The following is a 23,106-nucleotide window of genomic DNA, read 5'->3' on the forward strand; positions in this document are numbered from 1 at the left end:
CGCCTGTCCGCTCAGGCCCTGCGGTCGGCGACGGCCCAGGAGGCGAGGGCTACGGCACCGGCGACACCGAGGACGGAGGGCCAGGCGCCGATCTTCTTGGCGAGCGGGTGGGATCCCGCGAAGGCGCCGACATAGGCGGCGGTCAGCACACCGGCGGTGGCGTTCCCGGCCTGCTTGCGCCACTGCTGGGCGGCGGCGGCGCCGGCGACGGCGAGCACGGCCCCGCCGAGCGGCCGCTTCTTCGTCCACCGGGCGACCCCGTACCCGCCGACGAGCCCGCTCGCGGCGACGACAGCGCTGGGAACCCTGGCCATGCATGCCTCCGTATGTCGTATCCGAACGTCGTGTCCGGACGTCGTATCCGAATGTCCGTAGAGGATGCCGAGGCTAGCGCGCGGGCGGCGGCGCTTACCTAACCTGAGTCGCGGCTTGTCAACTTTCCGGCTGCGCGCTATATAAATACGCGTAGGGCATCGCACCCAGTACCTTGAGAAGGGAGTGACCCGTGATGCTCATGCGTACCGACCCGTTCCGCGAACTCGACCGACTCGCGCAGCAGGTGATCGGTGGCACCGCCCGTCCGTCGGCGATGCCGATGGACGCCTACCGTTCCGGTGACGAATTCCTGGTCCACTTCGACCTCCCCGGCATCGATCCGGAGACGATCGAACTGGACGTCGAACGCAATGTCCTCACTGTCCGCGCCGAGCGCCGCGATCCCGCCCCCGAGGACGCGCAGAAGCTGGTCGCGGAGCGGCCGACGGGCACCTTCACCCGGCAGCTCTTCCTCGGCGACACCCTGGACACGGAACGCATCGACGCCTCCTACGAGTCCGGCGTCCTGACCCTGCGCATCCCGGTCGCCGAGCAGGCGAAGCCGCGCCGCATCCGGATCACCGGCGGCACCCCCTCCCGCAAGCAGCTCACCGGCTGACCCCCTCCGGGGAGGGGCGGTACCCATAAGTCCCGCCCCTCCCCGGGCCGTTCGGCCCCCCGACCTGCCCACCCGTCCCGATCCACCCGTACGGCGACGGGGTACGGAACCACCGGACGTACCGGACGCCCGCGCGCCCCCGCAGAGGCAGCGGGGGCGCAGAAGGAGCGCAGAAGGAGCCATGACGATGACCACGACGGTGCCGAAGCCCGCTGTGCGGCCCACCGCGAAGAACGCGACGGCACCGCGGCCCGCCCCGAGCCTCGCCCGGGAGGACCTGGCGGCGCGGGAGGGAGCCTCAAGGGCCGCGTCGAAGGACTTGGGGGCGCCGGAGTCTGCCTTGAGGGCCGGCCGGGAGAATGCGGCGGCACCGAAGCCCGCCCCGCGGACCACCTGGGAGGCCCTGACCGAGGCCGTCCGTGAGACGGGCGGCTACCCGACCCGGGCACAGGCCGAACACCTCAGCCGCCTCGTCCTCACCGCCCTCGGCACCCACCTCACCGGCGACGAACGCGTCGCCCTGGCCCAGTCCCTCCCCCCGGAGGCCGGCCACCTGATCGCCTCCCAGATCCCCCTGCCCCACCCCCTGACGGCCCGCGAATTCGTGGACTCGGTGTCCACCCAGCTCCCCGACTCCACCCCGGCAACGGCCCGCTGGGACGTCAGCTCGGTCCTGACCGCCGTCTCCACCACAATCGGCCCCGCCCTGACGGACCAGGTCCTGTCTCAACTGCCGCGGGGGTACGCGTTGTTGTTCGGGAGGGCGGAGCTGGCGGCGGCTATGGCGTGACCTTGCTCAGCGAGTTGGTGATGCCAGCGGCGATGACCAACCGGGCTGGGAGAATCCCTCGGAGGCCGAGCGGCCCATCCGTCCTTGGCGACGGTGAGCCCGTCAGCCCGGTCATCGCCCCGCCCCCCTGGGTCGCCCCCGCTCCATGGCCGCTCGGCGTCGGCGGACGGTCTCCTCGATGCGCAGGGCCACCGTGACGGGTGATTCGTGTTCCCAGAAGCGCAGTACTTCCCAGCCGGCGGCCACGAGATGTTCCGTGGTCTCCGTGTCGCGGGCGATGTTGCGGTCCAGCTTCTGGCGCCACCACTGTGCGTTCGCCTTCGGGTGCGTCGCGTGTTCCGGGCAGCCGTGCCAGAAGCATCCGTCGATGAGGACGGCCACCTTGGTCGAGGTGAACGCCACGTCGATCCGGCGTCGGGCCATGCCCGGCACCGGGTATTCCACGCGATAGCGCAGCCCGGCCGCGTGCAGGAGGCGGCGTACGGCCAGCTCGGCCGCCGTGTCCTTGCTCACCTGCTTGCTCATGCGGGCGGAGACGGCGGCTGAGGAAGGGGTCACGTGGGACACGGGAGCATTTTGCCAGGGGGAGGACCATCGAGTGGAGCCCGGGAAGGGGACTGTCCTACGCCCCGTGGCACTCCACGTACCCCCGCCCCTCCCCACACCAGCACCCCGCCCCCCTCCCCGGAGGCCAGGCGATCGCCTTGCCCCGGGCTGCGAGGGTCGTCGCGTATTGGGGGAGCAGGGTCGGGTCGTCGGGGGAGGTTGCCTCGGAGGCGGCGAAGGCCTCGTAGGAGGGGACGGTGCCCGTGACGATGCCGAGGTTGTCGGTGCCGGAGGTGGAGAGTTCGCGGAGGGAGGACTCTATGGTCGCGAGGTGCGACTCGTGGGAGGGGTACTCCGTGGAGAGGGCGGGGTAGGCCGAGAGGAGTTCGGCCAGTTCCGGGGCCGGCCAGTGGAGGACGGCCACCGGGAAGGGGCGGGAGAGGGCCTCGCGGTAGGCGCCCAGTTCCGTGCGCAGGCGGGAGATCTCGGCCTCCAGCTCGGCCGGGTTGTCCGAGCCGAGGGACCAGACGCGCTTGGGGTCATGGAGCTCGTCCAGGGTGACCGGCGCGGTGTGCAGGGTGTCGGCCAGGGTGTCCCAGTCGTCGTGCGGCAGGCCCCGCATACGGCGGACGCGGTGGCGGCCGTAGAGGAGGGGGTGGAGGGCCTGCGGGGGCTCCGCGGCGTCCGGGAGCAGCAGCCGCGCCGCCTCCGTGAACGTCTCCTCCGCCGACTCCAGCTCGTCGTGGGCCTCCAGGGATTCCGCGATGATCACCCAGGGGCCCGGCTCGCGCGGGGCCGTCGTACGGATGCCGTCGATGATCGCCCGGGCCTCGGCCTCATGGCCGTACTCCCAGAGGTTGGACGCCTTCAGGGCCCGTACCAGCGACGGGTTCTCCAGGGTGGCCGGGGTGGACAGCAGGCGGTCGTAGAGGGTGGTGGCCGCGGGGCGGTCGCCGGACAGCTCCAGGTGGGCGGCAGCCCGCAGGAGCAGGGCCTCGGCGTCCTCCGGGTACAGGCCGGCGGTCCGCTCCAGGCGTGCCGCTTCGGCGGTGTGGTCGACGTTCTCGGCAGGCGTGTCGGGGCGCATGGGGGACACCGTACTGCCGGGCGCCGACAAACGTGAGGGCGGTCCGGTGGGGTGATCCCTGAGGGGGACACCTCGCATATAACGGCCGCTGTCGGGATATACCGGTCCGCCGGTCCAGCGGTCCGCCGGTCCGTGGATGCGCGGGGGTGCCGGGCTGTCACGCCCCGGCCCGCCGTACACAGGACCACTCGCTATCTTCTGTGCGTACATCGACATCCACGCGGACCTCCGGTCTGTGTGGACATCTGGACGTGGGGTCGTGGGTCGGGATGCGCGTGACGGGGGAGTCGGTCCACGCCGAGCGGGAGGGGCTGGACGCGGCCCGGGCGGAGGACGAGGGCGCGGGGGCGCTGCCCCGGTACTGGCCGCTGCTGCTCGTCGGGGCCGCCGTCGTGCCCGGCACCCTGCTCTTCCTCGTCGGGCGGTGGGGGGACGCCCCGGCCGTCGAGGCGTGGCGGACCGTGTGCCTGGCGGTGACGGTGCAGGCGCTGCCGTTCCTGCTGCTCGGTACGGCCCTGTCCGGGGCGATCAACGCCTTCGTGCCCGAGCGGGTGTTCCGGCGGATGCTGCCCCGGCGGCCCCTGCTCGCCGTGCCCGTGGCGGGGGTCGCGGGGGTGGTGCTGCCGGGCTGTGAGTGCGCGTCCGTGCCGGTGGCCAACAGCCTCATCGGGCGGGGGGTCACCCCGGCCGCCGCGTTCGCCTTCCTGCTGTCCGCGCCGGCCATCAACCCCGTCGTCCTCACCGCCACCGCGATCGCCTTCCCCGGCAACCCGGCCATGGTGCTGGCCCGGCTGCTCGCCTCCCTCGCGACGGCCGTCGCCATGGGGTGGCTGTGGCTGCGGTTCGGGCGCAGCGAGTGGCTGCGGCCCGCCGTACGGCACACCGGGCACCAGGCCGGGCACAGCAGGTGGGACGAGTTCCGGGCCGGGTTCCAGCACGACTTCCTGCACGCCGGCGGGTTCCTGGTGCTGGGCGCGATGGCGGCCGCCACCTTCAACGTCGGCGTGCCGCGCTCCGTGCTCGCCACCTTCACCGGCACGCCCTGGCCGGCCGTGCTCTTCCTGGCCGCCCTCGCCGTGCTGCTCGCCGTCTGCTCCGAGGCGGACGCCTTCCTCGCCGCCTCGCTCACCGGGTTCCCGCCGGTGGCGCGGCTGGCGTTCATGGTGGTGGGGCCCATGGTCGACCTGAAGCTGATCGCCCTCCAGGCGGGCACGTTCGGGCGGGCCTTCGCCGTACGGTTCTCCGCCGCCACCTTTGTCGTCGCCGTCGCGTGCAGCGCGCTGATCGGAGGTGCCCTGCTGTGAAGCGGACCCTGCAATCGGGGCTGCTGGTGCTGTGCGGGCTCGGCCTGCTGCGCATCTCCCTCGTCACCGACCTGTGCCTGCGGTACGTCAAGGAGAGCATGCGGCCCCTGCTCATCGCCTCCGGGTGCGTCCTGGTGCTGCTGGGGGTCGTGAGCGCGATTCTCGATCGGCGGGGGCGGCGGCGGGAGCACGACACGCACGGGCACGATCACTCGCATGTGCCCCGCGTCGCCTGGCTGTTGCTGCTGCCCGCGCTCAGCCTGCTCTGTTACGCCCCGCCCGCCCTCGGCGCCTACACCGCCTCCCGGCAGCCGCCCAGACCCATGGTCCAGCAGAGCGAGTTCGCGCCGCTGGCCGCCATCTCACCGCTGCCGATGACCCTGTCCGACTTCACCAGCCGGGTCCAGCAGGACCGCGCGCGGGCCATCAAGGGGCGCACCGTCCTGATGACCGGCATCGTCACACCGCACGGGAAGGGTGGCTGGGATCTCACCCGGATCATCATCAACTGCTGTGCGGCGGACGCCCAGTCGGTGAAGGTACGGGTCTACGGCGGTCCCGTGCCGCCCGCGAACACCTGGGTCACGGTCACCGGCGTCTGGCACCCCGCCGGCACCCTGGGCACCTCTTCCGCGGCGGTCGCGCTGGACGCCCGTACCGTCAAGAAGGTGCCCCGGCCCGTCAACGGCTACCAGGACGCCCTTCCGCTGCCCACCGCGCGCACCTCCTGAAACCGGGCTTCCCTCTGGCCAGTTGAGGGCGGCGCGCCTATCGTGCGGGCGGCTCCCGGTGGAGGTGGTGTGCGGATGCGGACCGCGGCGGGCGTCCGGGTCGTCGGGCACGGGGATCGACGTAGAAGTGTCCGGCACCGGCGGATCCTGTTCGGTGGCGGTGAACTGCTCGTCACCGTCGGGGTGTTGCTCCTGCTGCTGGTGGCGCACCAGTTGTGGTGGACCAACCGGGAGGCGCGGCAGGGGGCCGAGCGGACGGTGGCGGCGCTGGAGAGGCGGTGGGGGCCGCCTGCCGACGGCCCCGCGCCGGAGACGGGCCCGCCCACGACACCCGAGCCGACGGCACCCGCACCCCTCGCGCCGAATCCGTCGCGGCGGCCGTCGTACCCCGTCGTCCGGCCCCGCCCCGCCCAGGCGTACGCCGTCCTCGTCGTCCCCCGGCTCGGGCTGCGTGTCCCCGTCGCGGAGGGCGTCGGCAAGGCGGACGTCCTGGACAAGGGATACGTCGGCCACTACCCGGGCACCCAACAGCCGGGCCAGGAAGGGAACTTCGCGCTCGCCGGGCACCGGAACACCCACGGGGAGCCCTTCCGGTACCTGCCCCGGCTGCGGCGCGGGGACGCCATCGAGGTGGAGACGGGGGCGGCGACGTACACGTACGACGTGGACAGCGTGCTGCCGCGGACCTCGGCGACGGACTCCGGGGTCGTACGGCCTGTTCCGCGCTCCCTCGTCCGGCCGGGGTACGGGTACCGCGAGCCGGGCCGCTACATCACCCTCACCACCTGTACGCCCGAGTTCACCTCCCGGTACCGGATGGCGGTGTGGGGGAAGCTGGTGTCGGTCCGCCCCCGGTAGCGACCGCTCCCGGTAGCGACCGCCCCGGTGGTGGCCTACTTCCGGTCCCGCAGCACCAGCACGCCGATCGCGCCCGTGACCGCCAGGCCCGCCGAGACCAGCAGGGCGAGGTTCGTGCCGTGGGCGAGGTGGCCGCCGGAGGTGGCGAGGGCGATGGTCAGGGCGACGCCGACGCTGGAGCCGATGTAGCGCAGGGTCTGCTGGGCGCCGGAGCCCATGGCGGCGCGTTCGCGCGGGACGGATTCGACGGCGAGGAGCGGAAGGGCGCCGTTGAGGAGGCCGCTGCCCACACCGCTGATGATCAGACCGGGCAGCAGCCGGGTCCAGGAGCCGGAGCCGATGGCGCCGAGCATGGTCAGGGCGCCGACGGCGTGCAGGGCGAAGCCCAGGGCGAGTTGGCCGCGCGGGGGGATGGTCAGGCGCTTGACCTGGAGGGCGACGCCGAAGCTCAGACCGGACCAGAGCAGCAGCAGACCGGCGGTGGCCAGCGGGGAGAGGTGCATGGTCCGCTGGACGACCGAGGGCAGATAGCTGAAGACGGCGATCACCGCGAGGCCCGTGAACAGGCCGCCCGCCGAGGAGGCCAGGAAGCGGCGGTGGCGCAGCAGGCCCAGGTCGATCATCGGGGTGCCGGAGCGCCGTTCGACGGCGACGAAGACGGCGATCAGCGCCACGGCCGCCGCCAGGAGCAGGCCCACCGGCGCCCGCAGCCAGCCGTCCCGGCCCAGCGTCAGCGCCGCGACCAGGGCGACCAGCGCGAGTCCGAAGGTCAGTGCGCCGGGTATGTCGGGGCGGCCGCCGCGGGGTGCGCGGGACTCGGCGAGGGTGCGGGTGCCGAGCGCGGCCAGGAGCAGGGCGAGGGCGCCGAGGACGCCGTAGCCGACGCGCCAGTTCGGCAGCGCGGCCGCGACCAGGGGGCCCGCCGCGATACCGCCGCTGACGAACGCGCCCCAGACACCGGTGGCGTGCAGCCGGCCGCGCGGACTGGGGAAGGCGTGCACGATCAGGCCGAGGGCGCTGGCCAGCAGGGCCGCGCTGGCGGCGCCCTGGGCGATGCGGGCCAGGGTGAACTGCCAGGTCGAGGTGGTCAGCGCGCCGAGCGCGGTGGTCACACCGAGGGCCAGGGTGCCGGCGAGGAAGATCCGGCGGCGGCCGTAGTCGTCGGCGAGGCTGCCGGCCACCAGGAGCAGGGCGGCGAGGCCCAGCGGGGTGCCGTTCAGGAGCCATGCCTGGCCGGAGAGCGGGGTGTGCAGGGCGGCCGCGGTCCCCGGGAGCGTGACCATCGGGGCCGTGTAGTTCATCAGGGTCACGGCGGTCGCCGCGCTGACGAGGGCGAGGGTGGCGCGGGGGCGGACGGGGGAGGGGACGGTGGAGCCCGGCCCAGGGCGCGGGCCCGAGTGTGATTCCGGGTGTGATCCCGGGTGCGGGCCCCTGCCCGGGGCCGGCTTCGAGTCGTGAGCGCTGCCCGCCCCCGGTGCCTCGCGCGCTCCACGCGCTCCACGCGCCGCCTCTCGCACTCCCGGCGCCTCGTGCGCCTCGCCCACTGCGGCGGAATCGAGCCCGGTCATGGCAAGTCCTCAGTTCGGTCACTGAACCTAGCTGTCCCGGCCACCGTAACACGCTCGGTTCGATGACTGAACCTATCGTCGGAAAGTGGCTACAGTGGAGGGCATGGCACTGGGCAAGGACTACGCGACACAGGAGTGCTCGATCGCCCGCGCGCTCGAGATCGTCGGCGAGCGCTGGACGCTGCTCGTCGTACGGGACGCGCTGTACGGCGTACGGCGCTACAACGACTTCCTCGTCCACCTCGGCATCCCGCGCGCCGTCCTCGCCGCCCGGCTCCAGACGCTGACCGCGGAGGGGATCCTGGAGAAGCGCCGGTACCAGGAGTCGCCGCCCCGCGACGAGTACGTGCTCACCGAGCGCGGCATCGCCCTGTGGCCCACCCTGCGCGCCCTCGGCGCCTGGGGCCGCGAGCACTTCACCGACGGCCGGCTGCGTTACTTCCGGCATGCCGACTGCGGCACCGAACTCGGCCCGTACGGCGAATGCGCCCGGTGCGGAACCATCGTGCCGGTCGCCGACGTTCTCATGGAGCCTGGCCCCGGTCTCGATCCGGACCCGGTGGATCCGATCAGCCGCGCGCTCCTCAAGCCGCGCCGGCTGCTGGAGCCCATGGAGACCGACCAGGCATAATCCGGTGCGGGACGAGCACCGATCAGTGGAGTCAGGGGAGGGGGCGAGGATGAGCGGGACCATGGGCCGTGGCCCCGGCCGCGCCGTCGCGTTCCTGCTGGCCCCCCTGTTCTTCCTGCTCCCCCTCGCGCTCCTCGACACCGGTGGCCTCACCACCGCCGTCGCCCTCGCCGCGACCGCCGCCGCCGGTTCCGCGCTCGCCCTGTGCACCCTGATCGCCGCCGGCCGCGCACCCGCCGTACCGCCCACCCGTATCCGTACGGCGATACGCGACCGGGCCCGGCGTACGGCCTTCCTGCCCCAGCGTGATCCCGACGCGCGCGGCCGCCGCAGGCCCCGGGCGCCCGGGCGGACCCTTCCGGCGACCGCCGCGTAGGGCACGCTCCTCGTATGCCGTGACCCCGCGCGGGTCGTTCTGCCGAACTCACCTTTCCCCGGCACGACGAGACCCCCGGAGGGCTCACCCATGTCCGTCTTCTCCGTGTTCGCACACCTGGTCGAGCGGCTCGCCGACCTGCTCGCACCGCTCTGCCACGGCTCCGCGACCGCCGCCGCGATCGTCCTGTTCACCGCGCTCGTACGACTCCTCGTCCACCCGCTCTCCCGTGCCGCCGCCCGGGGTCAGCGGGCCCGTGCCGCGCTCCAGCCGAGAATCGCCGAGCTGCGCAAGCGGCACGGCAAGGACCAGGAGCGGTTCCGCAAGGCGCTGCTCGAACTGCACACCGAGGAAAAGGTCTCGCCGCTGTCCGGCATCCTGCCGAGCCTGCTCCAGCTCCCCGCGTTCTTCCTCCTGTACCACCTGTTCTCCAGCACCTCGGGCAACGCGCTGCTCGACCACCGGCTGTTCGCCGCGCCGCTCGGCGGACGGTGGGCCGACGCGCTCGCCGGTGGCGGGCTGTTCGGCGGCGCCGGGGTGGTCTACCTGGTGCTGTTCGCCCTGGTCGCGGGCGTCGCCACCTTCAACTACCTGCGCACGAAGAACCAGATGGCGCAGAACCCGGTCATGGCCGCCGCCGGTGGCGAGGAGCAGGTGCCGGGGCTCGGCGCGGTCGGCAAGGTGATGCCGTTTTTGTCCTTCCTCACCCTGGTCAGCGTGGCCGTCGTACCGCTGGCCGCCGCTCTGTACGTCGTCACCAGCACGACGTGGAGCGCGGTGGAGCGGGCGGCGCTGTACCGGCAGCCGTAGCGGCCGGACCCGCCGGGGTTACGGTCCAGTACGTGAACAGGGTCTTGCCGGGTGGACGGGGTGATTGGAGGATCGTCCAGCCCTCCGACGGCCGCACACGTCGGCCGGGCGCCCGCGATCGAGGGAGAGGGTGACCATGAAGTTGCTGCGAGTGGGTACGACGGGGGCCGAGCGGCCCGCGCTGCTCGACGCCGACGGAACCCTGCGTGACCTGTCCGCACTCGTGGACGACATCGACGGATCGCTGCTCGCCGACGCCGCCGCGCTCGGGCGGGTGCGGGACGCGGCCGCCGCCGGTGCACTGCCCGTACTGGACGCGGCGGGGCTGCGCGTCGGGCCGCCGCTCGGGCGGATCGGGAAGATCGTGTGCATCGGGCTGAACTACCACGACCACGCGCGCGAGACCGGCGCCGAGCCGCCCGCCGAGCCGGTCGTCTTCTTCAAGGCGCCGGACACGGTGGTCGGGCCGCACGACACCGTGCTGGTGCCGCGCGGCTCCGCCAAGACCGACTGGGAGGTGGAGCTGGCCGTCGTCATCGGGCGGACGGCACGCTACCTGGAGTCGGCCGAGGAGGGGCTCGCGCAGGTCGCCGGGTACGCGGTCGCGCACGATGTCTCCGAGCGGGAGTTCCAGATCGAGCGGGGCGGGACCTGGGACAAGGGCAAGAACTGCGAGACGTTCAACCCGCTCGGGCCCTGGCTGGTGACGGCCGACGAGGTCCCGGATCCGCAGCGGCTGTCGCTGCGGCTGTGGGTCAACGGGGAGCTGAAGCAGGACGGCACCACGGCCGAGCAGATCTTCCCGGTCGGTGAAGTGGTGCGCTACGTCAGCCAGTTCATGACCCTGTATCCCGGTGACGTGATCAACACGGGGACGCCGGCCGGAGTGGCGATGGGGCATCCCGAGCCGAAGCCGTATCTGCGGGCCGGGGACGTGGTGGAGCTGGAGGTCGAGGGGCTCGGGCGGCAGCGGCAGGAGTTCAAGGACGCGTAGGCGCTCCGCCGGGGCGGCCGGGGTACGGGTCCTCGCCGTCGGGCGCGGTCGGTTCGTGGTCCGTCGCGCCCGCACGGCGCAGTCGTGCGTCCGGACAGCCCCGCGCCCCTGATCCGGTCGGGGCCGGGGCACGCGTGCCGCGGGCCCCAGCCGGATCAGGGCGGGGGAGAACGCCTCGAACGGGCGGTGGCCGGGGGGGTAAGAGGGGTGGCCCGGTCACCGCAGCAGCAAGGCCAGCCTGCGCCATTGTTCGCGGGGGATGGTGTGGCCCGTTTCCTCCGTGACGACCTGGAGGGCCACATGGTCGGCGCCCGCCTCGTGGAAGGCGTGCACACGGCGGCGGATCCGGTCGTCGTCGCCCCAGGCGAAGACCGCGTCGATGAGCCGGTCGCTGCCGCCGCCCGCGACATCGGACTCGTCGAAGCCGAGGCGGAGGAAGTTGTTGGTGTAGTTGGGGAGTTCGAGGTAGCGGGCCAGATAGGCGCGGGCGATCTCGCGGGCGCGGGTCGGGTTCTGCTCCAGGACGACCTTGAACTCCGGGGCGAGCAGCGGGCCTTGGCCGAGGATCTCGCGGGCCTTCGCCGTGTGCTCGGGAGTGACGAGGTAGGGGATGGCGCCGGCCGCGCGGTCCCCGGCCAGGTTCAGCATCTTGGGGCCGAGGGCGGCGAGGACGCGGCGGCCGGCCGGGACACCGGCCTTGTCCAGCGCGTCCAGGTAGTCGACCATCGCGGAGTAGGGGCGGTGGTAGCCCTCCACCCGGGGCCCGTGGCTCACGCCGAGGCCCAGGAGGAAGCGGCCGGGGTGGGAGGACTCCAGCCGGGCGAAGTCGGCCGCGGTCGTGGCGGCGTCCTGCTGCCACACGCTCTGGATGCTGGTGCCGACCGTGATGTGGTGGGTGGCCTCGATGAGCGGGGTGGCGTTCGCGGCGGTGCTGTTGCCGCCGAGCCAGATCGCGCCGAAGTCGAGTTCCTCCAGCTCGGCGGCGGCGTCCTCCTGCTCGCCGCGGCGCGCGGGGTCCTCCGCGCGCAGCGCGACGTCCCAGACGCCGTGCCGGCCGAGGCGTTGCTTCAGCGTGCCTGTGCTCTGACTCATGCGGGCGATCCCTCCGGAGGGTGGGGCGGTGCTGTTGTGATCATCACGTCTGTGCCCACTGCCAACCGGAGGGCGTTCCCGCTGATTCCCGGGTTCCCTCGGTCTGATCGCCCGGTTCCCTCAGTCGGTCGAACCGCCGGGGGGCCGAGCCGGGCGGCCGAGGAACTTCTCCAGCGCCGCCACCACCAGCCGGTGGTCCTCGACCTGGGGCAGGCCCGAGACGGTCACGGCGCCGATGATGCCCGCCTGCTCCAGACGGATCGGGAAGGAGCCGCCGTGCGCCGCGTAGGTGTCCGCGTCGAGGCGGGAGGAGTTCTCGAAGGTGGTGCCCTTGGCGCGGAAGCGGGAGCCGACCAGATAGGAGGCGGCGCCGTAGCGCTCGACCACCCGGCGCTTGCGGACGATCCAGGCGTCGTTGTCCGGGGCGGAGCCGGGCAGGGCCGCGTGGAAGAGCTGCTGTCCGCCGCGGTGGATGTCGATCGCCACCGGCAGCCGGCGCTCACGGGCCAGCTCGACCATCAGGGAGCCGAGCGCCCACGCGTCGTCGTACGTGAACCGGTCGAACGTCAGGCGCTGTTCCTGCTCCTCCAACTCCTCGATGGAGGGCGCGAGCTGCTGCTGCTGTGTGGTCACAGGGTCACCGTCACCTTCTCCTGGGCGGACCTGCGGGCCGCCTCCAGTACGTCAAGGGCGGCGGCCGCCTCCAGGGCGGTCACCGGGTTGGGGCCCGCGCCGGTGAGGGCGGCGGCGACGGCCGCGTAGTAGGCGGGGTAGTCGCCGGGCAGGGTCTTCACCGGGGTGCCGCCGCCGGTCAGCGGGGACTCACCGGCGCCGATCCGGCCGTACAGGGACTCGGGCTCGGCGCCCCACCGGGGGCCGGGGTGCAGCCCCTCGCGCAGGGCGGCCTCCTGGGGGTCGAGGCCGTACTTCACATAGCCGGCCTCGGAGCCCAGTACCCGGAAGCGCGGGCCGAGTTGTGGGGTGGTCGCGGAGACGTAGAGGTGGGAGCGGACGCCGCTCGCATGGGTGAGCGCGATGAAGGTGTCGTCGTCGGCCTCGGCGCCCGGACGGCGGACGTCGGCCTCCGCGTACACCTCGGCCGCCGGGCCGAACAGCACCAGGGCCTGGTCGACGACATGGCTGCCGAGGTCGTAGAGCAGCCCGCCGATCTCCGCGGGGTCGCCGGACTCGCGCCAGCCGCCCTTGGGGCGCGGGCGCCAGCGCTCGAAGCGGGACTCGAAGCGGCGTACGTCGCCGAGCGCGCCGTCTTCGAGGAGGGCGCGCAGGGTGAGGAAGTCATTGTCCCAGCGGCGGTTCTGGAAGACGGACAGCAGCAGGCCGCGGTCCTCGGCGAGGGCGGCGAGCGCCCGGGCCTCGGCGGCGGTGCCGGCGACCGGCTTGTCCACGACCACGGGCAGGCCCGCCTCCAGGGCCGCGGTGGCGAGCGGGACATGCGTCTTGTTCGGGGAGGCGATGACGAGCAGGTCCAACTCGTCCGCACGGGCGAAGAGTTCCTCGGGGGTCGCGGCGAGCGTCACATCCGGGAACGCGTCGCGGGCCTGCTGCTGCCGCTCCGGGTTCGAGGTGACGACCGTGTCGAGGACGAGGCCCTCGGTGGCGGTGATCAGGGGGGCGTGGAAGACGGAGCCGGCGAGGCCGTAGCCGACCAGGCCGACGCGGAGGGGAGTGCTCATGCCCTCTACTTTCGCAACGCTGTTGCCAAAGTGCAAGCGACGAGGACAATGGGCGTGTGAGCGAGGACAGGGTGAACAGCGGGCGGGCCGGAGCGAACCTGGGGGCGGTGCGGTCGCACAACAGCGCGCTCGTGCTCGGGCTGCTGCGCGGGGCCGGGGCGGAGGGCATCAGCAGGCTGGAGGTGGCCGAGCGGACCGGGCTGACCCCGCAGGCCGTCAGCAAGATCACCGGACGGCTGCGGGAGACGGGGCTCGCGGCCGAGGCCGGCCGCCGGGCGTCCACGGGCGGCAAGCCGCGTACCGTGCTGCGCCTGGTGCCGGAGGCGGGGCACGCGGTGGGGGTGCAGCTGGACCGGGACGCGCTGCGCGTGGTGCTCGTGCGACTGGACGGTGCCGTGGTGGGGGAGCGGCGTGGTGAGCTGGACCTCGGGGCGGGCGCAGAGGCTGTGCTCGGGGTGGTCGTGGAGGCGGTGACGGGGCTGGTCCGCTCCTGCCTGGGGCCCTTCGGAGAGCTCGCCGAGGCGGGGTCGCTGCTGGGCGTGGGGGTGGCCCTGCCGGGGCCGCTCGACCATGTGCGGGGGGTGCTGCACCGGGTGACCGGCTTCCCGGGGTGGGACGGCTTCCCGCTGCGGGAAGCGCTGGGCGATCGGCTGGGGGTGCCGGTGGTCGTGGACAAGGACACGAACGCGGCGGCGGTGGGGCTCGCGGTCGGGGGCGCGGGCGGATCGTTCGCGTATCTGCACCTCGGTACGGGACTCGGGGCCGGGCTCGTGATCGGCGGGCGGGTGCACCGGGGCGCGCGGACCGGGGCGGGGGAGTTCGGGCATCAGGTCGTCCAGCTGGACGGGCCGCGCTGCGAGTGCGGGGACCGGGGGTGCCTGGAGGCGCTGTGCCTGTCCGCGGTGGCACGGGGCGAGACGGAGCGGGCGGCGCGGGTCCTCGGGGTGGGGGCCGGGAATCTGGTGGGGCTGCTGGACATCGACCGGGTGCTGCTCGGGGGGCGGACCGTGCTGGCGGACCCGGAACCGTTCATACGGGGGGTGTCGGCCGAGCTGGACGCGCGGGCACGGCGGGAGGGGCTCCGGGAGGGGGTCGCGGTGGATGTGGTGCGCCAGGGGGAGCGTGTCGTGGCGGAGGGGGCGGCGGAGATGGTGCTGGGGGCGCGGGTCTTCGGGAGGGGTGAGGGGTGAGGGGCTGACGAGGGCCGTGCCGGGCCGTCGGATTTCGGGCGCGCCGCGCGAGCGCCGGGGCCGGACATGGGTACTCATGCTGTTGGGGTTGCTCGTGGGACGGAGGTGCCCGGTGGGGTCGATGAGGGCCAGAGTGTTCGTCGGGGCGATCGGAATCGGTCTGCTCTGCGTTTCCGGGGGCGGCACGGCCGTCGCGGCGCAGGGCGCGAGCGTCCGGTACTGCGGAGCCGATCCCGCCTCCGGGCTCGGTGTGCTCGCGGGCAAGGGGGTGACCTGCGGCGTGGCCCGCCAGGTCGCGGCCGCCTATACGAAGGTCTGGCACGGCGCGCCGACCGGGGCCGAGGTGGGCGCGGCCGGGGCCCGCTGGAAGTGCGGGGAGCGGCAGGGGAACCCCGATCCGTACCAGGCATGTGTGGAGGTGAAGGGCAGCGGGCGCGTCGTCACGTTGTCCTCCTGAGCCGTAGCCGTAGCCGTACGTACGACCCGAACGACCCGTCACACCGGAGGTTCCCATGAGGTCCATGCGAACGTTCGCGGCCGGTGCCGTCGCGCTTCTCGCGTTCTCCTTCGCCGTGCCCACGGCCCACGCCGCCGCCCCCCGGACCGACTGCGACAAGGCCCTCGCCGCCGCCCAGCAGGCGGAGCGTTACTACGACGGCCTGAAGACCGACCTGCTGCGCAGCATCGCCGACGGCGGACACCCCGGCACCGCCCAGCGGCAGGCGCTGCAAAAGGCCGAGAGCGTACGGAACTCGACGTCCACCGAGGCCGAGCGGGTCTGCGCCGGCGCGTCCTGACCGACCGTCTCGGCCGATCGAGCGGCATTCCGGGCCGCCCCGGAGTGGCGGCCCGGCCCTCCGCCCCTGACCCGGCATGGTCATGTGTTCATGCGACTGCGTACGTCCCTGTCCCCCGGCCGCATCTCCCTCCGCCCCCTCGGCCTCGCCGCGGCCGCCGTCCTCGCCCCCTTTCCGGCGTCGGCTCTCGGCGGCCCCCTCCCGGTCGCTGCCGCCACCCCCGCGCCCCCCTGCGCCGTGCCCGGTGAGCACGCCTTCCCGCTGGCCACCCGGATCCGCGGCGGCCCCACCGAGTACCAGCCCGGCGATGGCTCCAGCACCTGGTACATCGATCTCACCAACACCACCCGCCGCTCCTGCGCGGGCATCCGCCCGGTCGTCGTCCTCGTCGACGACCGGCACGAACTCAAGGCCGGGCAGGCCCGGTTGGACTTCGACGACGGCTCCCGCGTCCACCCGGTGACGTTCGAGAGCACCGATGAGAAGGAGTTGGTCGGCGTGCTGGACGCACCCGGATTCGGCGGTTTCTCCGTACCGCCCGGCAAGACGGTCAGTGTGCGGGTCCGCCTCGCGCTCACCCAGGAGGCCGCCGTACCCGACCAGGTCACCGCCAACGCGGCCGCCGTGCAGCGACGCGGTCAGGACGGGGACTGGGTGGGCGAGTCCAACGCCTACCGGTTCGGGGTCGGCACCCCGATGTCCCCGGCGCCCGAGCCGCCCGGGGACCAGGACGGCACCCCGGTGGCCCAGGACCTCACCGGCACGGGTACGGGCACGGGCGCGGGGCAGACTCAGGGCACCGGCGGCAGCACCGGCCCCGGCACCCCGGCCCCCGGCACCGGCTCCGCCGGGCCCGGCACCCCGCGCCCCACGGGCACCGCCCCCGTCCCCTCCCTCCCCTTCGCCCGGGACGCCCAGGAGGCCGGGCGGCGCGCCCGCGAGCTCGCCCGGACCGGCCCCGCCCTCACCCACGGCCTGCTCGCCGCCGCCGGTGCCCTGCTCTGTGTGACCGGAGCCGCGTTCCTCCTGGCCCGCAGACGCCGCTGAGTTGAGGTGCCGCCACCTCCATCTGCAACGATCCCTGCGTGGACTACCCGTATGAGCAGGCCCCAGGCGCCCCCGTCCGGTCCGGCATCCCCGAGCACGGCCGGATCCCGAAGTACTACGCGGTGAAGGCGAGGATCGCCGGACTGCTGGAGCAGCTCGGGGAGGACAGCGTCATCCCGACCGAGCGGGACCTCGCCGAGCGCTACGACGTCGCCCGCGAGACGGTGCGCCAGGCGGTGCGGGAGCTGGTGCTGGAGGGGCGGCTGCGCAGGCGCGGGCGCGGGACCGTGGTGGCCGGGCCCAAGCTGGCCCAGCCGCTGTCGCTGGCGAGCTACACCGAGGGCGTGCGCCGCCAGGGCCGTACCCCCGGCCGTACCCTCGTCACCCTCGACCGCTTCCCCTGCCCGGCGCCCCTGGCCGCCGAGACCGGGCTGACGAGGGGCGAGCCGGTCTGGCACCTGGAGCGGGTGCTGCTCGCGGACGAGGAGCGGGTCGGCCTGGAGAGCACCTATGTCGCGGTCGAGCGGGTGCCCCGGCTGGACGCCGACTTCGACGCCGACTCCTCCTTCTACGGCTATCTCGCCGCCCAGGGCATCGGCTTCGGCGACGCCGACGAGCGTCTGGAGACCGTGCTCGCCACGCCCCGTGAGGCGCTGCTCATCGGCACCCCGCCCGCCCTGCCGATGCTGCTGATCCACCGGGTGTCCCGGGACACCGCCGGCCGGCCGCTGGAGCGGGTGCGGTCGCTGTACCGGGGGGACCGGTTCTCCTTCACCGCCCACCTCCAGGGCTGAGGAAAGTCCTCTTTCGGTAGAGAGATCCGGACATAGTCACCTCACCTTTGATCACGAGAAGATAACGGGTCTAGCCCAAACGTGATGGGCAGTTCACGCCCCCGTCGACCGGCGGACGCCTCCGGTTACCCGCCCCCGAGCACCGTTGGCGCCGTGAGAGTGACAGTCGTCGGAGGTGGCGTGGTCGGCACCATGCACGCCTGGCAAGCAATCGAACGTGGCCACGAGGTCGTCCAGATCGAGCGGGAGGCCGAGGCGCGCGGCGCCTCGCTGCGCAACTTCGGACAGATCTGGGTCAGTGGCAGGGCCGGGGGGGAAGAGCTGGAGACCGCGCTGCGGGCGCGGGAGCTGTGGGAGGGCATCGGCGGCCGGGTGGCCAAACTGGGCTTCCGTGCCACCGGCTCCCTGACCCCGGTGCGCACGGAGCTGGAACTGGCCGTCGCCGAGGCCGCCGTGGCCCGCCCGGACGCCGCGGCCCGCGGCTACAAGCTGCTGACCCCGGGCGAGGCCCGCGCCGTCAACCCCGCCCTGCGCGGCGAGTTCAGCGCCGCCCTCTTCTGCGAGCGGGACGCCGCAGTCGAGCCGCGCACCGCGCAGCTCGCCCTGCGCGAGGAGTTGCGCAGGTCCTCCAACTACACCTTCCTGCCGGGCCGCGAGGTCCGCGAGGTGGTCGGTACCGGGGCCGTCCGCGACGACCACGGGGACGTGCACCACGCCGACGCGGTCGTACTCGCCACCGGCGCCTGGCTCGGCGGCCTGGTCCGCGAGCTGGCGGGCCCCGACCTGCCGGTGCGCCGGGTCCGGCTCCAGATGATGCAGACCGACCCGCTGGGCGAGCCGCTGCCGACCTCGGTCGCCGACGGCGACAGCTTCCGCTACTACCCGGCCTACGCCTCGAAGGCGCTCGACGCGCTCAACGCCGGCCAGCCGCAGTCCGAGACGGCGGCCGCGCACAAGATGCAGCTGCTCATGGTGCAGCGCGCCGACGGCGGCCTGACCATCGGCGACACCCATGAGTACGAGCACCCCTTCGCCTTCGACACCGTCGAGGAGCCGTACGAGCACCTGACCGGCGTCGTGGAGCACCTGCTGGGCCGGCCGCTGCCACGCGTCCGGCACCGCTGGGCGGGCGTGTACGCGCAGTGCACCGACACGTCCCGCGTCGTGCACCGCCAGCAGGTCGCCGACGGGGTATGGCTGGTCACCGGGCCCGGCGGGCGCGGCATGACCTGCTCCCCCGCGATAGCCGAGACCACCGCGAACGAACTGGGCTGGTGAGCACCCCCATGACCGACACTTCCCCCGACATCCGGCTCGTCGTCCTCGACATGGCAGGTACGACCGTCGCCGACGGCGGCCTCGTGGAGCGCGCCTTCGCCGTGGCCGCCGCCGAACTCGGCGTCCAGGAGGGCACGGCCGAGCACGCCGAGCACCTCGCCTACGTCCGCGCCACCATGGGCGAGTCCAAGATCTCCGTCTTCCGGCACCTGTTCGGGGACGAGGAGCGGGCCCGGCGCGCCAACGCCGCCTTCGAGAAGGCGTACGGCGAACTGGTCGACGCCGGTCTGATCGCCCCCGTCCCCGGCGCCCGCGAGGCCATCGAGGAACTGCTCGCGAGCGGCCGCGCCGTCGTCCTGACCACCGGCTTCGCCCGGATCACCCAGGACGCCGTCCTCGCCGCCCTCGGCTGGGCGGACCTGGTGCCGCTCACCCTGTGCCCGGCCGACGCCGGCGGGCGCGGGCGGCCCTTCCCCGACATGGTCCTTGAGGCGTTCCTGCGCACCAAGGCCGCCGAGGACGTACGGCAGGTCGCCGTGGTCGGGGACACCTCCTACGACGTGCTCAGCGGCGTGCGCGCCGGGGCCGGGCTGGTCGCCGGCGTACGCACCGGGGCCCACGGCGACGCGGAGTTCCAGGCGGCGGGCGCCACCCGGGTCCTGGACTCGGTGGCCGACCTGCCCGCGCTGCTCACGGGAGCCCGGTGAGATGAGCATCCGCTTCGATTCCGTCACGGTCGCCTACGACGGCAATGTCGTCCTCGACAGTCTCGATCTGACCGTCGAGCCCGGCGAGGTCATGGCGCTCCTCGGGCCGTCCGGCTCCGGCAAGACCACCGCGCTGCGGGCGGTCGCCGGGTTCGTTCGGCCCACGTCCGGGCGGGTGCTCCTCGGCGGCCGGGACGTGACGGACCTGCCGCCGTACCGGCGGGGCATCGGGATGGTCGTCCAGCAGTACGCGCTCTTCCCGCATCTGCGGGTCGACGAGAACGTGGCCTTCGGGCTCAAGGCGCGCGGCACCGCCAGGAGCGAGATACGGCAACGGGTCGGCGAGGCCCTGGAGATGACCGGCATGGCCGGCTACGCCCGCCGCCATCCGCGCGAGCTGTCCGGCGGCCAGCAGCAGCGCGTCGCCATCGCCCGCGCGCTCGCCATCCGGCCCGGCGTGCTCCTCCTGGACGAGCCGCTGTCCGCGCTCGACACACAGCTGCGTTCCGGGATGCTCGCGGAACTCGCCCGGCTGCACCGGGAGCTGCCCGAGGTCTCGATGCTGTATGTCACCCACGACCAGGTCGAGGCACTGACCCTCGCGGACCGGATCGCGGTGATGGACAAGGCGAGGCTGCGGGCGTGCGGGACGCCGAAGGAGCTGTACCGGGCGCCCGCCGACGCGTTCACGGCCTCCTTCGTCGGCGGCGCCAACCTGCTGCCGGTGACGGTGAGTTCGGGCGGTGTCGACCTCGCGGGCCGGGAGGTGAAGGTCGACACGGCGGGCGTGGCCGCGGGGGCGCGGGCCACGCTGTGCGTCCGGCCGCATCTCGTGGGGATCGGTGAGGGCCCCAATCAACTCACCGGCATCGTCCAGGAGATCCAGTGGCGAGGGTCCACGCACCGGCTCCACGTCAGGATCGGCGAGCACGATGTCATGGCGGACGTACGGGAGTTGAGGGACCCGCCCTGGCGGGGTGACGAGGTCACGCTGCACTTCTCTCCCGATGACGCGGTGCTGCTGCGCGCGGGGGTCGGTCATGGCTGATGCCGTACCGGGAGTGCGGCTCGGCCGTGGCCGGTCGCGCAGCTCCCCGCGCCCCTTCAGGGCGCTCGTCTGGGCCCTGCCTCCCCTCGCGGGCCTCGCCCTCTGCTTCCTCTACCCCCTCGCCCTCGTCGTCCAGCAGTCCTTCCGGCCGGACAGCGGAGGGACCTCTGTCCAGCCGTACGCCGATGTGTTCGCCTCGGAGGCGTTCCAGCAGGCGTTGTGGACCACCGTGTGGCTGGCGCTCGCGTCGACCGCCGGGTGCCTGGTGCTGGGGTTCCTGCTGGCGCTGGTGATCGCTTTCGTGCCGTTCCCCGGGGCGAAGGCGGTGGCGCGGTTCGTGGATGTGTTCCTGTCCTTCCCGTCCTTCCTGATCACGCTGGCCCTGCTGTTCATCTACGGCGGCGTCGGCATGGCCAACGGGGCCTGGACCGGACTCACGGGCGCCGCGCAGGGGCCGTTCCAGTTCCTGAACACACCCTGGGGCGTACTGCTCGCGGAGATCACCTACTTCACGCCGTTCGTGATGCGCCCGCTGCTCGCCGCGTTCTCGCAGCTGGACACCGCCCAGCTGGAGGCGGCCAGTGCGCTGGGGGCGCGGGCGCCGCGGATCGTACGCCAGGTGATCCTGCCGGAGGCGCTGCCCGCGCTCGCGGCCGGCGGCAGCCTCGTCCTGGTGCTCTGCCTCAACGAGTTCGGCATCGTGCTCTTCACCGGCGCGAAGGGGGTCACCACCTTGCCGATGCTCGTCTACAGCAAGGCGATCCTGGAGTCCGACTATCCGGGCGCCTGTGTGGTCGCCGTGGTCAACGTCCTGATCTCCGTGGGTCTCTACGGCCTCTACCGGGTGGTGAGCCGTCGTGCTGGTGCATAGCCGATGGGCCGGACGGGCCCTGTGGGCGGTGTTCCTCGTCCTCTTCCTGCCGCTGTTCGCGCTGCCGCTGCTCGTGGTGCTCGGCGCCTCCTTCGCCACCCACTGGTCCAGCGTCCTGCCCTCGGGCCTGACGCTCGCCAACTACCGCTCCGCGACCCGCGGCGAGGCCCTCCAGGCGCTCGTCACCAGCCTGCTCACCGCCACCGGCGCCAGCCTTCTCGCGCTGGTCGTCGGCACCTGGGCGGCGCTCGCCGCAGCGGCCCTGGGAAAGCGCGGCAAACGGGTGCTGGACGCCCTGTTCGTGCTGCCGGTCGCCGTGCCCTCCGTGGTGGTGGGCCTGTCGGTCCTGGTGGCCTTCTCCCAGCCGCCGCTGCTGCTCAACGGCACCCGGTGGATCGTGATCCTCGCGCACACCGTGCTGGTCACCGCCTTCGCCCACCAGTCCGTGTCGGCGGCGATCACCCGCCTCGACCCGGCCTACGAACAGGCCGCCGCCTCCCTCGGCGCCCGGCCCTCCTATGTGCTGTGGCGGGTACGGCTGCCCCTGCTGCTGCCCTCACTGACCGCGGCCGCCGGCCTCTGCTTCGCCCTGTCCATGGGCGAGTTGAGCGCCACGATGATGCTCTATCCGCCGGACTGGACCCCGTTGCCCGTCCTGATCTACGCGGCCACCGACCGCGGCGCCCTGTTCACCGGCTCCGCCGTCGCCGTGGTGCTGATGGCCGCGACCCTGCTCGTCCTGTTCGCCGTCTCCCGGGTCCGCACCCGGGCGTCGTACCGCTGACCAGCCACTCCCGTACCCCCGATCGCCCTGAGAACGCCAGGAGTTCGTCTCGCCATGTCCAGGACCAGACTCTCGCTCGCCATAGCCGTCGCCCTGCTCGCCGCCCCCGCGCTGTCCGCCTGCGGTTCCTCCTCCGCCGCCTCCGACGCCAAGGAGGTCACCGTCTACAGCGCGGACGGCCTCAAGGGCGAGAACGGGGACGGCTGGTACGACAAGGTCTTCGCGGACTTCACCAAGAAGACCGGCATCAAGGTCAAGTACGTCGAGGGCGGCTCGGGCGAGGTGGTGCAGCGCGCCGTCCGCGAGAAGAGCAACCCGCAGGCCGATGTGCTGGTCACGCTGCCGCCGTTCATCCAGGAGGCCGACGCCAAGGGTCTGCTCCAGAAGTACGAGCCCGAGGGCTCGACCGCGGTCAGCGGCGCCGACAAGGCGCCCGACGGCACCTGGACCTCCGTCGTGAACAACTACTTCGGCTTCGTCTACAACAAGAAGGAGCTGAAGACGGCGCCGAAGACCTGGGACGACCTGCTCGACGCCTCGTACAAGAACAAGCTCCAGTACTCCACCCCGGGTGTCGCCGGTGACGGCACGGCCGTGCTGCTCCAGACCATGCACGACCTCGGCGGCAAGGACCAGGCCCTCGCCTATCTGAAGAGGCTCCAGGCCAACAACGTCGGCCCGTCCGCCTCCACCGGCAAGCTCGCGCCCAAGGTGGACAAGGGCGAACTGCTCGTCGCCAACGGCGATGTCCAGATGAACTACGCCCAGTCCAAGACCATGCCCAATCTCGGCATCTGGTTCCCGGCGGGCAAGGACGGCAAGCCCTCCACCTTCGCGCTGCCGTACGCCGCGGGCCTGGTCACGAAGGCCCCGCACAGCGCCAACGGCAAGAAGCTGCTCGACTTCATGCTCGCGCGGCGGGCGCAGGCCGAGGTCAGCTCCATCGGGGGCGGCTTCTCGGCCCGCGAGGACGTCAAGGCCACGGACGCCAACGCCATCGCCCTCACCAAGCTGATGGACGGCGTCGACTTCTTCCAGCCGGACTGGAACGACATCGACAAGAACCTGACGTCGTACGTCGAGGACTGGAAGTCGGCGACCGGGAGCTGATTGATTGGCAGGGCGCCGCCCCCGGCCCGCGCCGGGGCGGCGCCCTGCCGCCCTCTCCTCGGAGG

At 73.1% G+C, this 23,106-nt stretch carries 27 protein-coding genes; 20 read left to right on the forward strand and 7 right to left on the reverse strand.

All coding sequences use genetic code 11. From position 1 onward, the window contains the following. Positions 1-11: 11 nt before the first annotated feature. Positions 12-314 carry a hypothetical protein gene (locus HEP81_RS24525; RefSeq protein WP_037651499.1) on the reverse strand — a complete coding sequence of 101 codons (303 nt, stop codon included), beginning with the start codon at positions 312-314 and terminating at the stop codon, positions 12-14. A 194-nt stretch (positions 315-508) separates the two neighbouring features. Here HEP81_RS24525 and HEP81_RS24530 point away from each other — a divergent pair, with 194 nt between their 5' ends. Together HEP81_RS24530 and HEP81_RS24535 are read left to right on the forward strand one after the other, a co-directional pair. Continuing rightward, positions 509-934, forward strand: a complete 426-nt coding sequence (locus HEP81_RS24530) for an Hsp20/alpha crystallin family protein (RefSeq protein ID WP_172636954.1) — start codon at positions 509-511, stop codon at positions 932-934. A 181-nt stretch (positions 935-1,115) separates the two neighbouring features. Next, a complete protein-coding gene (locus HEP81_RS24535) occupies positions 1,116-1,724 on the forward strand; it encodes a DUF2267 domain-containing protein (protein ID WP_243279582.1) in 609 nt (202 codons plus the stop codon). 111 nt (positions 1,725-1,835) lie between these two features. Here the strand turns inward: HEP81_RS24535 and HEP81_RS24540 are convergent, their stop codons facing one another. Both HEP81_RS24540 and HEP81_RS24545 read right to left on the reverse strand, forming a co-directional pair. Continuing rightward, complete coding sequence (locus tag HEP81_RS24540) at positions 1,836-2,249, reverse strand: very short patch repair endonuclease (protein ID WP_051849861.1); 414 nt, start codon at positions 2,247-2,249, stop codon at positions 1,836-1,838. Between the two features lie 97 nt (positions 2,250-2,346). Beyond that, positions 2,347-3,357, reverse strand: coding sequence for a hypothetical protein (locus HEP81_RS24545; protein WP_037651503.1), 1,011 nt, complete (start codon positions 3,355-3,357; stop codon positions 2,347-2,349). Between the two features lie 311 nt (positions 3,358-3,668). Here HEP81_RS24545 and HEP81_RS24550 point away from each other — a divergent pair, with 311 nt between their 5' ends. From HEP81_RS24550 to HEP81_RS24560, 3 genes are all read left to right on the forward strand, one after another. Then, complete coding sequence (locus HEP81_RS24550; protein ID WP_375139888.1) at positions 3,669-4,661, forward strand: permease; 993 nt, start codon at positions 3,669-3,671, stop codon at positions 4,659-4,661. Beyond that, on the forward strand, positions 4,658-5,392 hold the full coding sequence (locus HEP81_RS24555) for a TIGR03943 family putative permease subunit (protein WP_037651506.1): 735 nt from the start codon (positions 4,658-4,660) through the stop codon (positions 5,390-5,392). The genes HEP81_RS24550 and HEP81_RS24555 overlap by 4 nt, the downstream gene beginning before the upstream one ends. Positions 5,393-5,467: 75 nt before the next feature. Continuing rightward, positions 5,468-6,250: a class E sortase gene (locus HEP81_RS24560; protein ID WP_037651508.1), complete on the forward strand. Its 783-nt coding sequence runs from the start codon at positions 5,468-5,470 to the stop codon at positions 6,248-6,250. A 35-nt stretch (positions 6,251-6,285) separates the two neighbouring features. Here HEP81_RS24560 and HEP81_RS24565 read toward each other — a convergent pair whose 3' ends face one another. Continuing rightward, on the reverse strand, positions 6,286-7,767 hold the full coding sequence (locus tag HEP81_RS24565) for an MFS transporter (RefSeq protein ID WP_078967153.1): 1,482 nt from the start codon (positions 7,765-7,767) through the stop codon (positions 6,286-6,288). Between the two features lie 154 nt (positions 7,768-7,921). Here HEP81_RS24565 and HEP81_RS24570 point away from each other — a divergent pair, with 154 nt between their 5' ends. The 4 genes from HEP81_RS24570 (at position 7,922) to HEP81_RS24585 (ending at position 10,629) form a co-directional block, all read left to right on the forward strand. Beyond that, positions 7,922-8,449 (forward strand): winged helix-turn-helix transcriptional regulator, encoded by a 528-nt coding sequence (locus HEP81_RS24570; protein WP_172636956.1) that lies wholly within the window; start codon positions 7,922-7,924, stop codon positions 8,447-8,449. A 49-nt stretch (positions 8,450-8,498) separates the two neighbouring features. Beyond that, positions 8,499-8,825: a DUF6412 domain-containing protein gene (locus HEP81_RS24575; protein ID WP_037651512.1), complete on the forward strand. Its 327-nt coding sequence runs from the start codon at positions 8,499-8,501 to the stop codon at positions 8,823-8,825. Positions 8,826-8,915: 90 nt separating this feature from the next. Then, the gene (locus tag HEP81_RS24580; RefSeq protein ID WP_037651515.1) at positions 8,916-9,635 is read left to right on the forward strand and encodes a YidC/Oxa1 family membrane protein insertase; all 720 of its coding nucleotides are present in this window, start codon (positions 8,916-8,918) and stop codon (positions 9,633-9,635) included. A gap of 136 nt (positions 9,636-9,771) precedes the next feature. After that, positions 9,772-10,629, forward strand: coding sequence for a fumarylacetoacetate hydrolase family protein (locus tag HEP81_RS24585; RefSeq protein WP_037651516.1), 858 nt, complete (start codon positions 9,772-9,774; stop codon positions 10,627-10,629). A gap of 216 nt (positions 10,630-10,845) precedes the next feature. Here the strand turns inward: HEP81_RS24585 and HEP81_RS24590 are convergent, their stop codons facing one another. From HEP81_RS24590 to HEP81_RS24600, 3 genes are all read right to left on the reverse strand, one after another. Next, positions 10,846-11,721 (reverse strand): LLM class F420-dependent oxidoreductase, encoded by an 876-nt coding sequence (locus HEP81_RS24590; protein WP_037651517.1) that lies wholly within the window; start codon positions 11,719-11,721, stop codon positions 10,846-10,848. Positions 11,722-11,841: 120 nt separating this feature from the next. Next, the gene (locus HEP81_RS24595) at positions 11,842-12,354 is read right to left on the reverse strand and encodes a heme-degrading domain-containing protein (protein WP_037651518.1); all 513 of its coding nucleotides are present in this window, start codon (positions 12,352-12,354) and stop codon (positions 11,842-11,844) included. Beyond that, on the reverse strand, positions 12,351-13,415 hold the full coding sequence (locus HEP81_RS24600) for a Gfo/Idh/MocA family protein (RefSeq protein WP_037651520.1): 1,065 nt from the start codon (positions 13,413-13,415) through the stop codon (positions 12,351-12,353). The genes HEP81_RS24595 and HEP81_RS24600 overlap by 4 nt, the downstream gene beginning before the upstream one ends. A 56-nt stretch (positions 13,416-13,471) precedes the next feature. Here HEP81_RS24600 and HEP81_RS24605 point away from each other — a divergent pair, with 56 nt between their 5' ends. The 11 genes from HEP81_RS24605 (at position 13,472) to HEP81_RS24655 (ending at position 23,041) form a co-directional block, all read left to right on the forward strand. Continuing rightward, positions 13,472-14,605 (forward strand): ROK family transcriptional regulator, encoded by a 1,134-nt coding sequence (locus tag HEP81_RS24605; RefSeq protein ID WP_037651522.1) that lies wholly within the window; start codon positions 13,472-13,474, stop codon positions 14,603-14,605. A 121-nt stretch (positions 14,606-14,726) separates the two neighbouring features. Further along, positions 14,727-15,062: a hypothetical protein gene (locus HEP81_RS24610; protein ID WP_063755197.1), complete on the forward strand. Its 336-nt coding sequence runs from the start codon at positions 14,727-14,729 to the stop codon at positions 15,060-15,062. A 64-nt stretch (positions 15,063-15,126) separates the two neighbouring features. Continuing rightward, positions 15,127-15,402, forward strand: a complete 276-nt coding sequence (locus HEP81_RS24615; protein WP_037651523.1) for a hypothetical protein — start codon at positions 15,127-15,129, stop codon at positions 15,400-15,402. Between the two features lie 90 nt (positions 15,403-15,492). Then, complete coding sequence (locus HEP81_RS24620) at positions 15,493-16,449, forward strand: hypothetical protein (RefSeq protein WP_157854314.1); 957 nt, start codon at positions 15,493-15,495, stop codon at positions 16,447-16,449. A gap of 38 nt (positions 16,450-16,487) precedes the next feature. Next, positions 16,488-17,243 carry a GntR family transcriptional regulator gene (locus HEP81_RS24625; protein WP_037651526.1) on the forward strand — a complete coding sequence of 252 codons (756 nt, stop codon included), beginning with the start codon at positions 16,488-16,490 and terminating at the stop codon, positions 17,241-17,243. A 153-nt stretch (positions 17,244-17,396) separates the two neighbouring features. Next, positions 17,397-18,521, forward strand: a complete 1,125-nt coding sequence (locus tag HEP81_RS24630) for a TIGR03364 family FAD-dependent oxidoreductase (RefSeq protein WP_078967137.1) — start codon at positions 17,397-17,399, stop codon at positions 18,519-18,521. 8 nt (positions 18,522-18,529) lie between these two features. After that, positions 18,530-19,228 (forward strand): HAD family hydrolase, encoded by a 699-nt coding sequence (locus HEP81_RS24635; RefSeq protein ID WP_037651898.1) that lies wholly within the window; start codon positions 18,530-18,532, stop codon positions 19,226-19,228. A 1-nt stretch (position 19,229) separates the two neighbouring features. Further along, positions 19,230-20,276, forward strand: a complete 1,047-nt coding sequence (locus HEP81_RS24640; protein WP_037651528.1) for an ABC transporter ATP-binding protein — start codon at positions 19,230-19,232, stop codon at positions 20,274-20,276. Beyond that, the gene (locus HEP81_RS24645) at positions 20,269-21,147 is read left to right on the forward strand and encodes a 2-aminoethylphosphonate ABC transporter permease subunit (RefSeq protein WP_051849863.1); all 879 of its coding nucleotides are present in this window, start codon (positions 20,269-20,271) and stop codon (positions 21,145-21,147) included. The genes HEP81_RS24640 and HEP81_RS24645 overlap by 8 nt, the downstream gene beginning before the upstream one ends. After that, positions 21,134-21,931, forward strand: a complete 798-nt coding sequence (locus tag HEP81_RS24650) for an ABC transporter permease (RefSeq protein ID WP_172636959.1) — start codon at positions 21,134-21,136, stop codon at positions 21,929-21,931. Before HEP81_RS24645 ends, HEP81_RS24650 begins: the two co-directional genes overlap by 14 nt. 54 nt (positions 21,932-21,985) lie before the next feature. Then, positions 21,986-23,041 (forward strand): 2-aminoethylphosphonate ABC transporter substrate-binding protein, encoded by a 1,056-nt coding sequence (locus HEP81_RS24655; protein ID WP_037651529.1) that lies wholly within the window; start codon positions 21,986-21,988, stop codon positions 23,039-23,041. Positions 23,042-23,106: the final 65 nt, after the last annotated feature.

It is taken from the genome of Streptomyces griseofuscus (assembly GCF_014673495.1).
In the GTDB taxonomy this organism is placed as follows: Bacteria; Actinomycetota; Actinomycetes; order Streptomycetales; family Streptomycetaceae; genus Streptomyces; species Streptomyces murinus.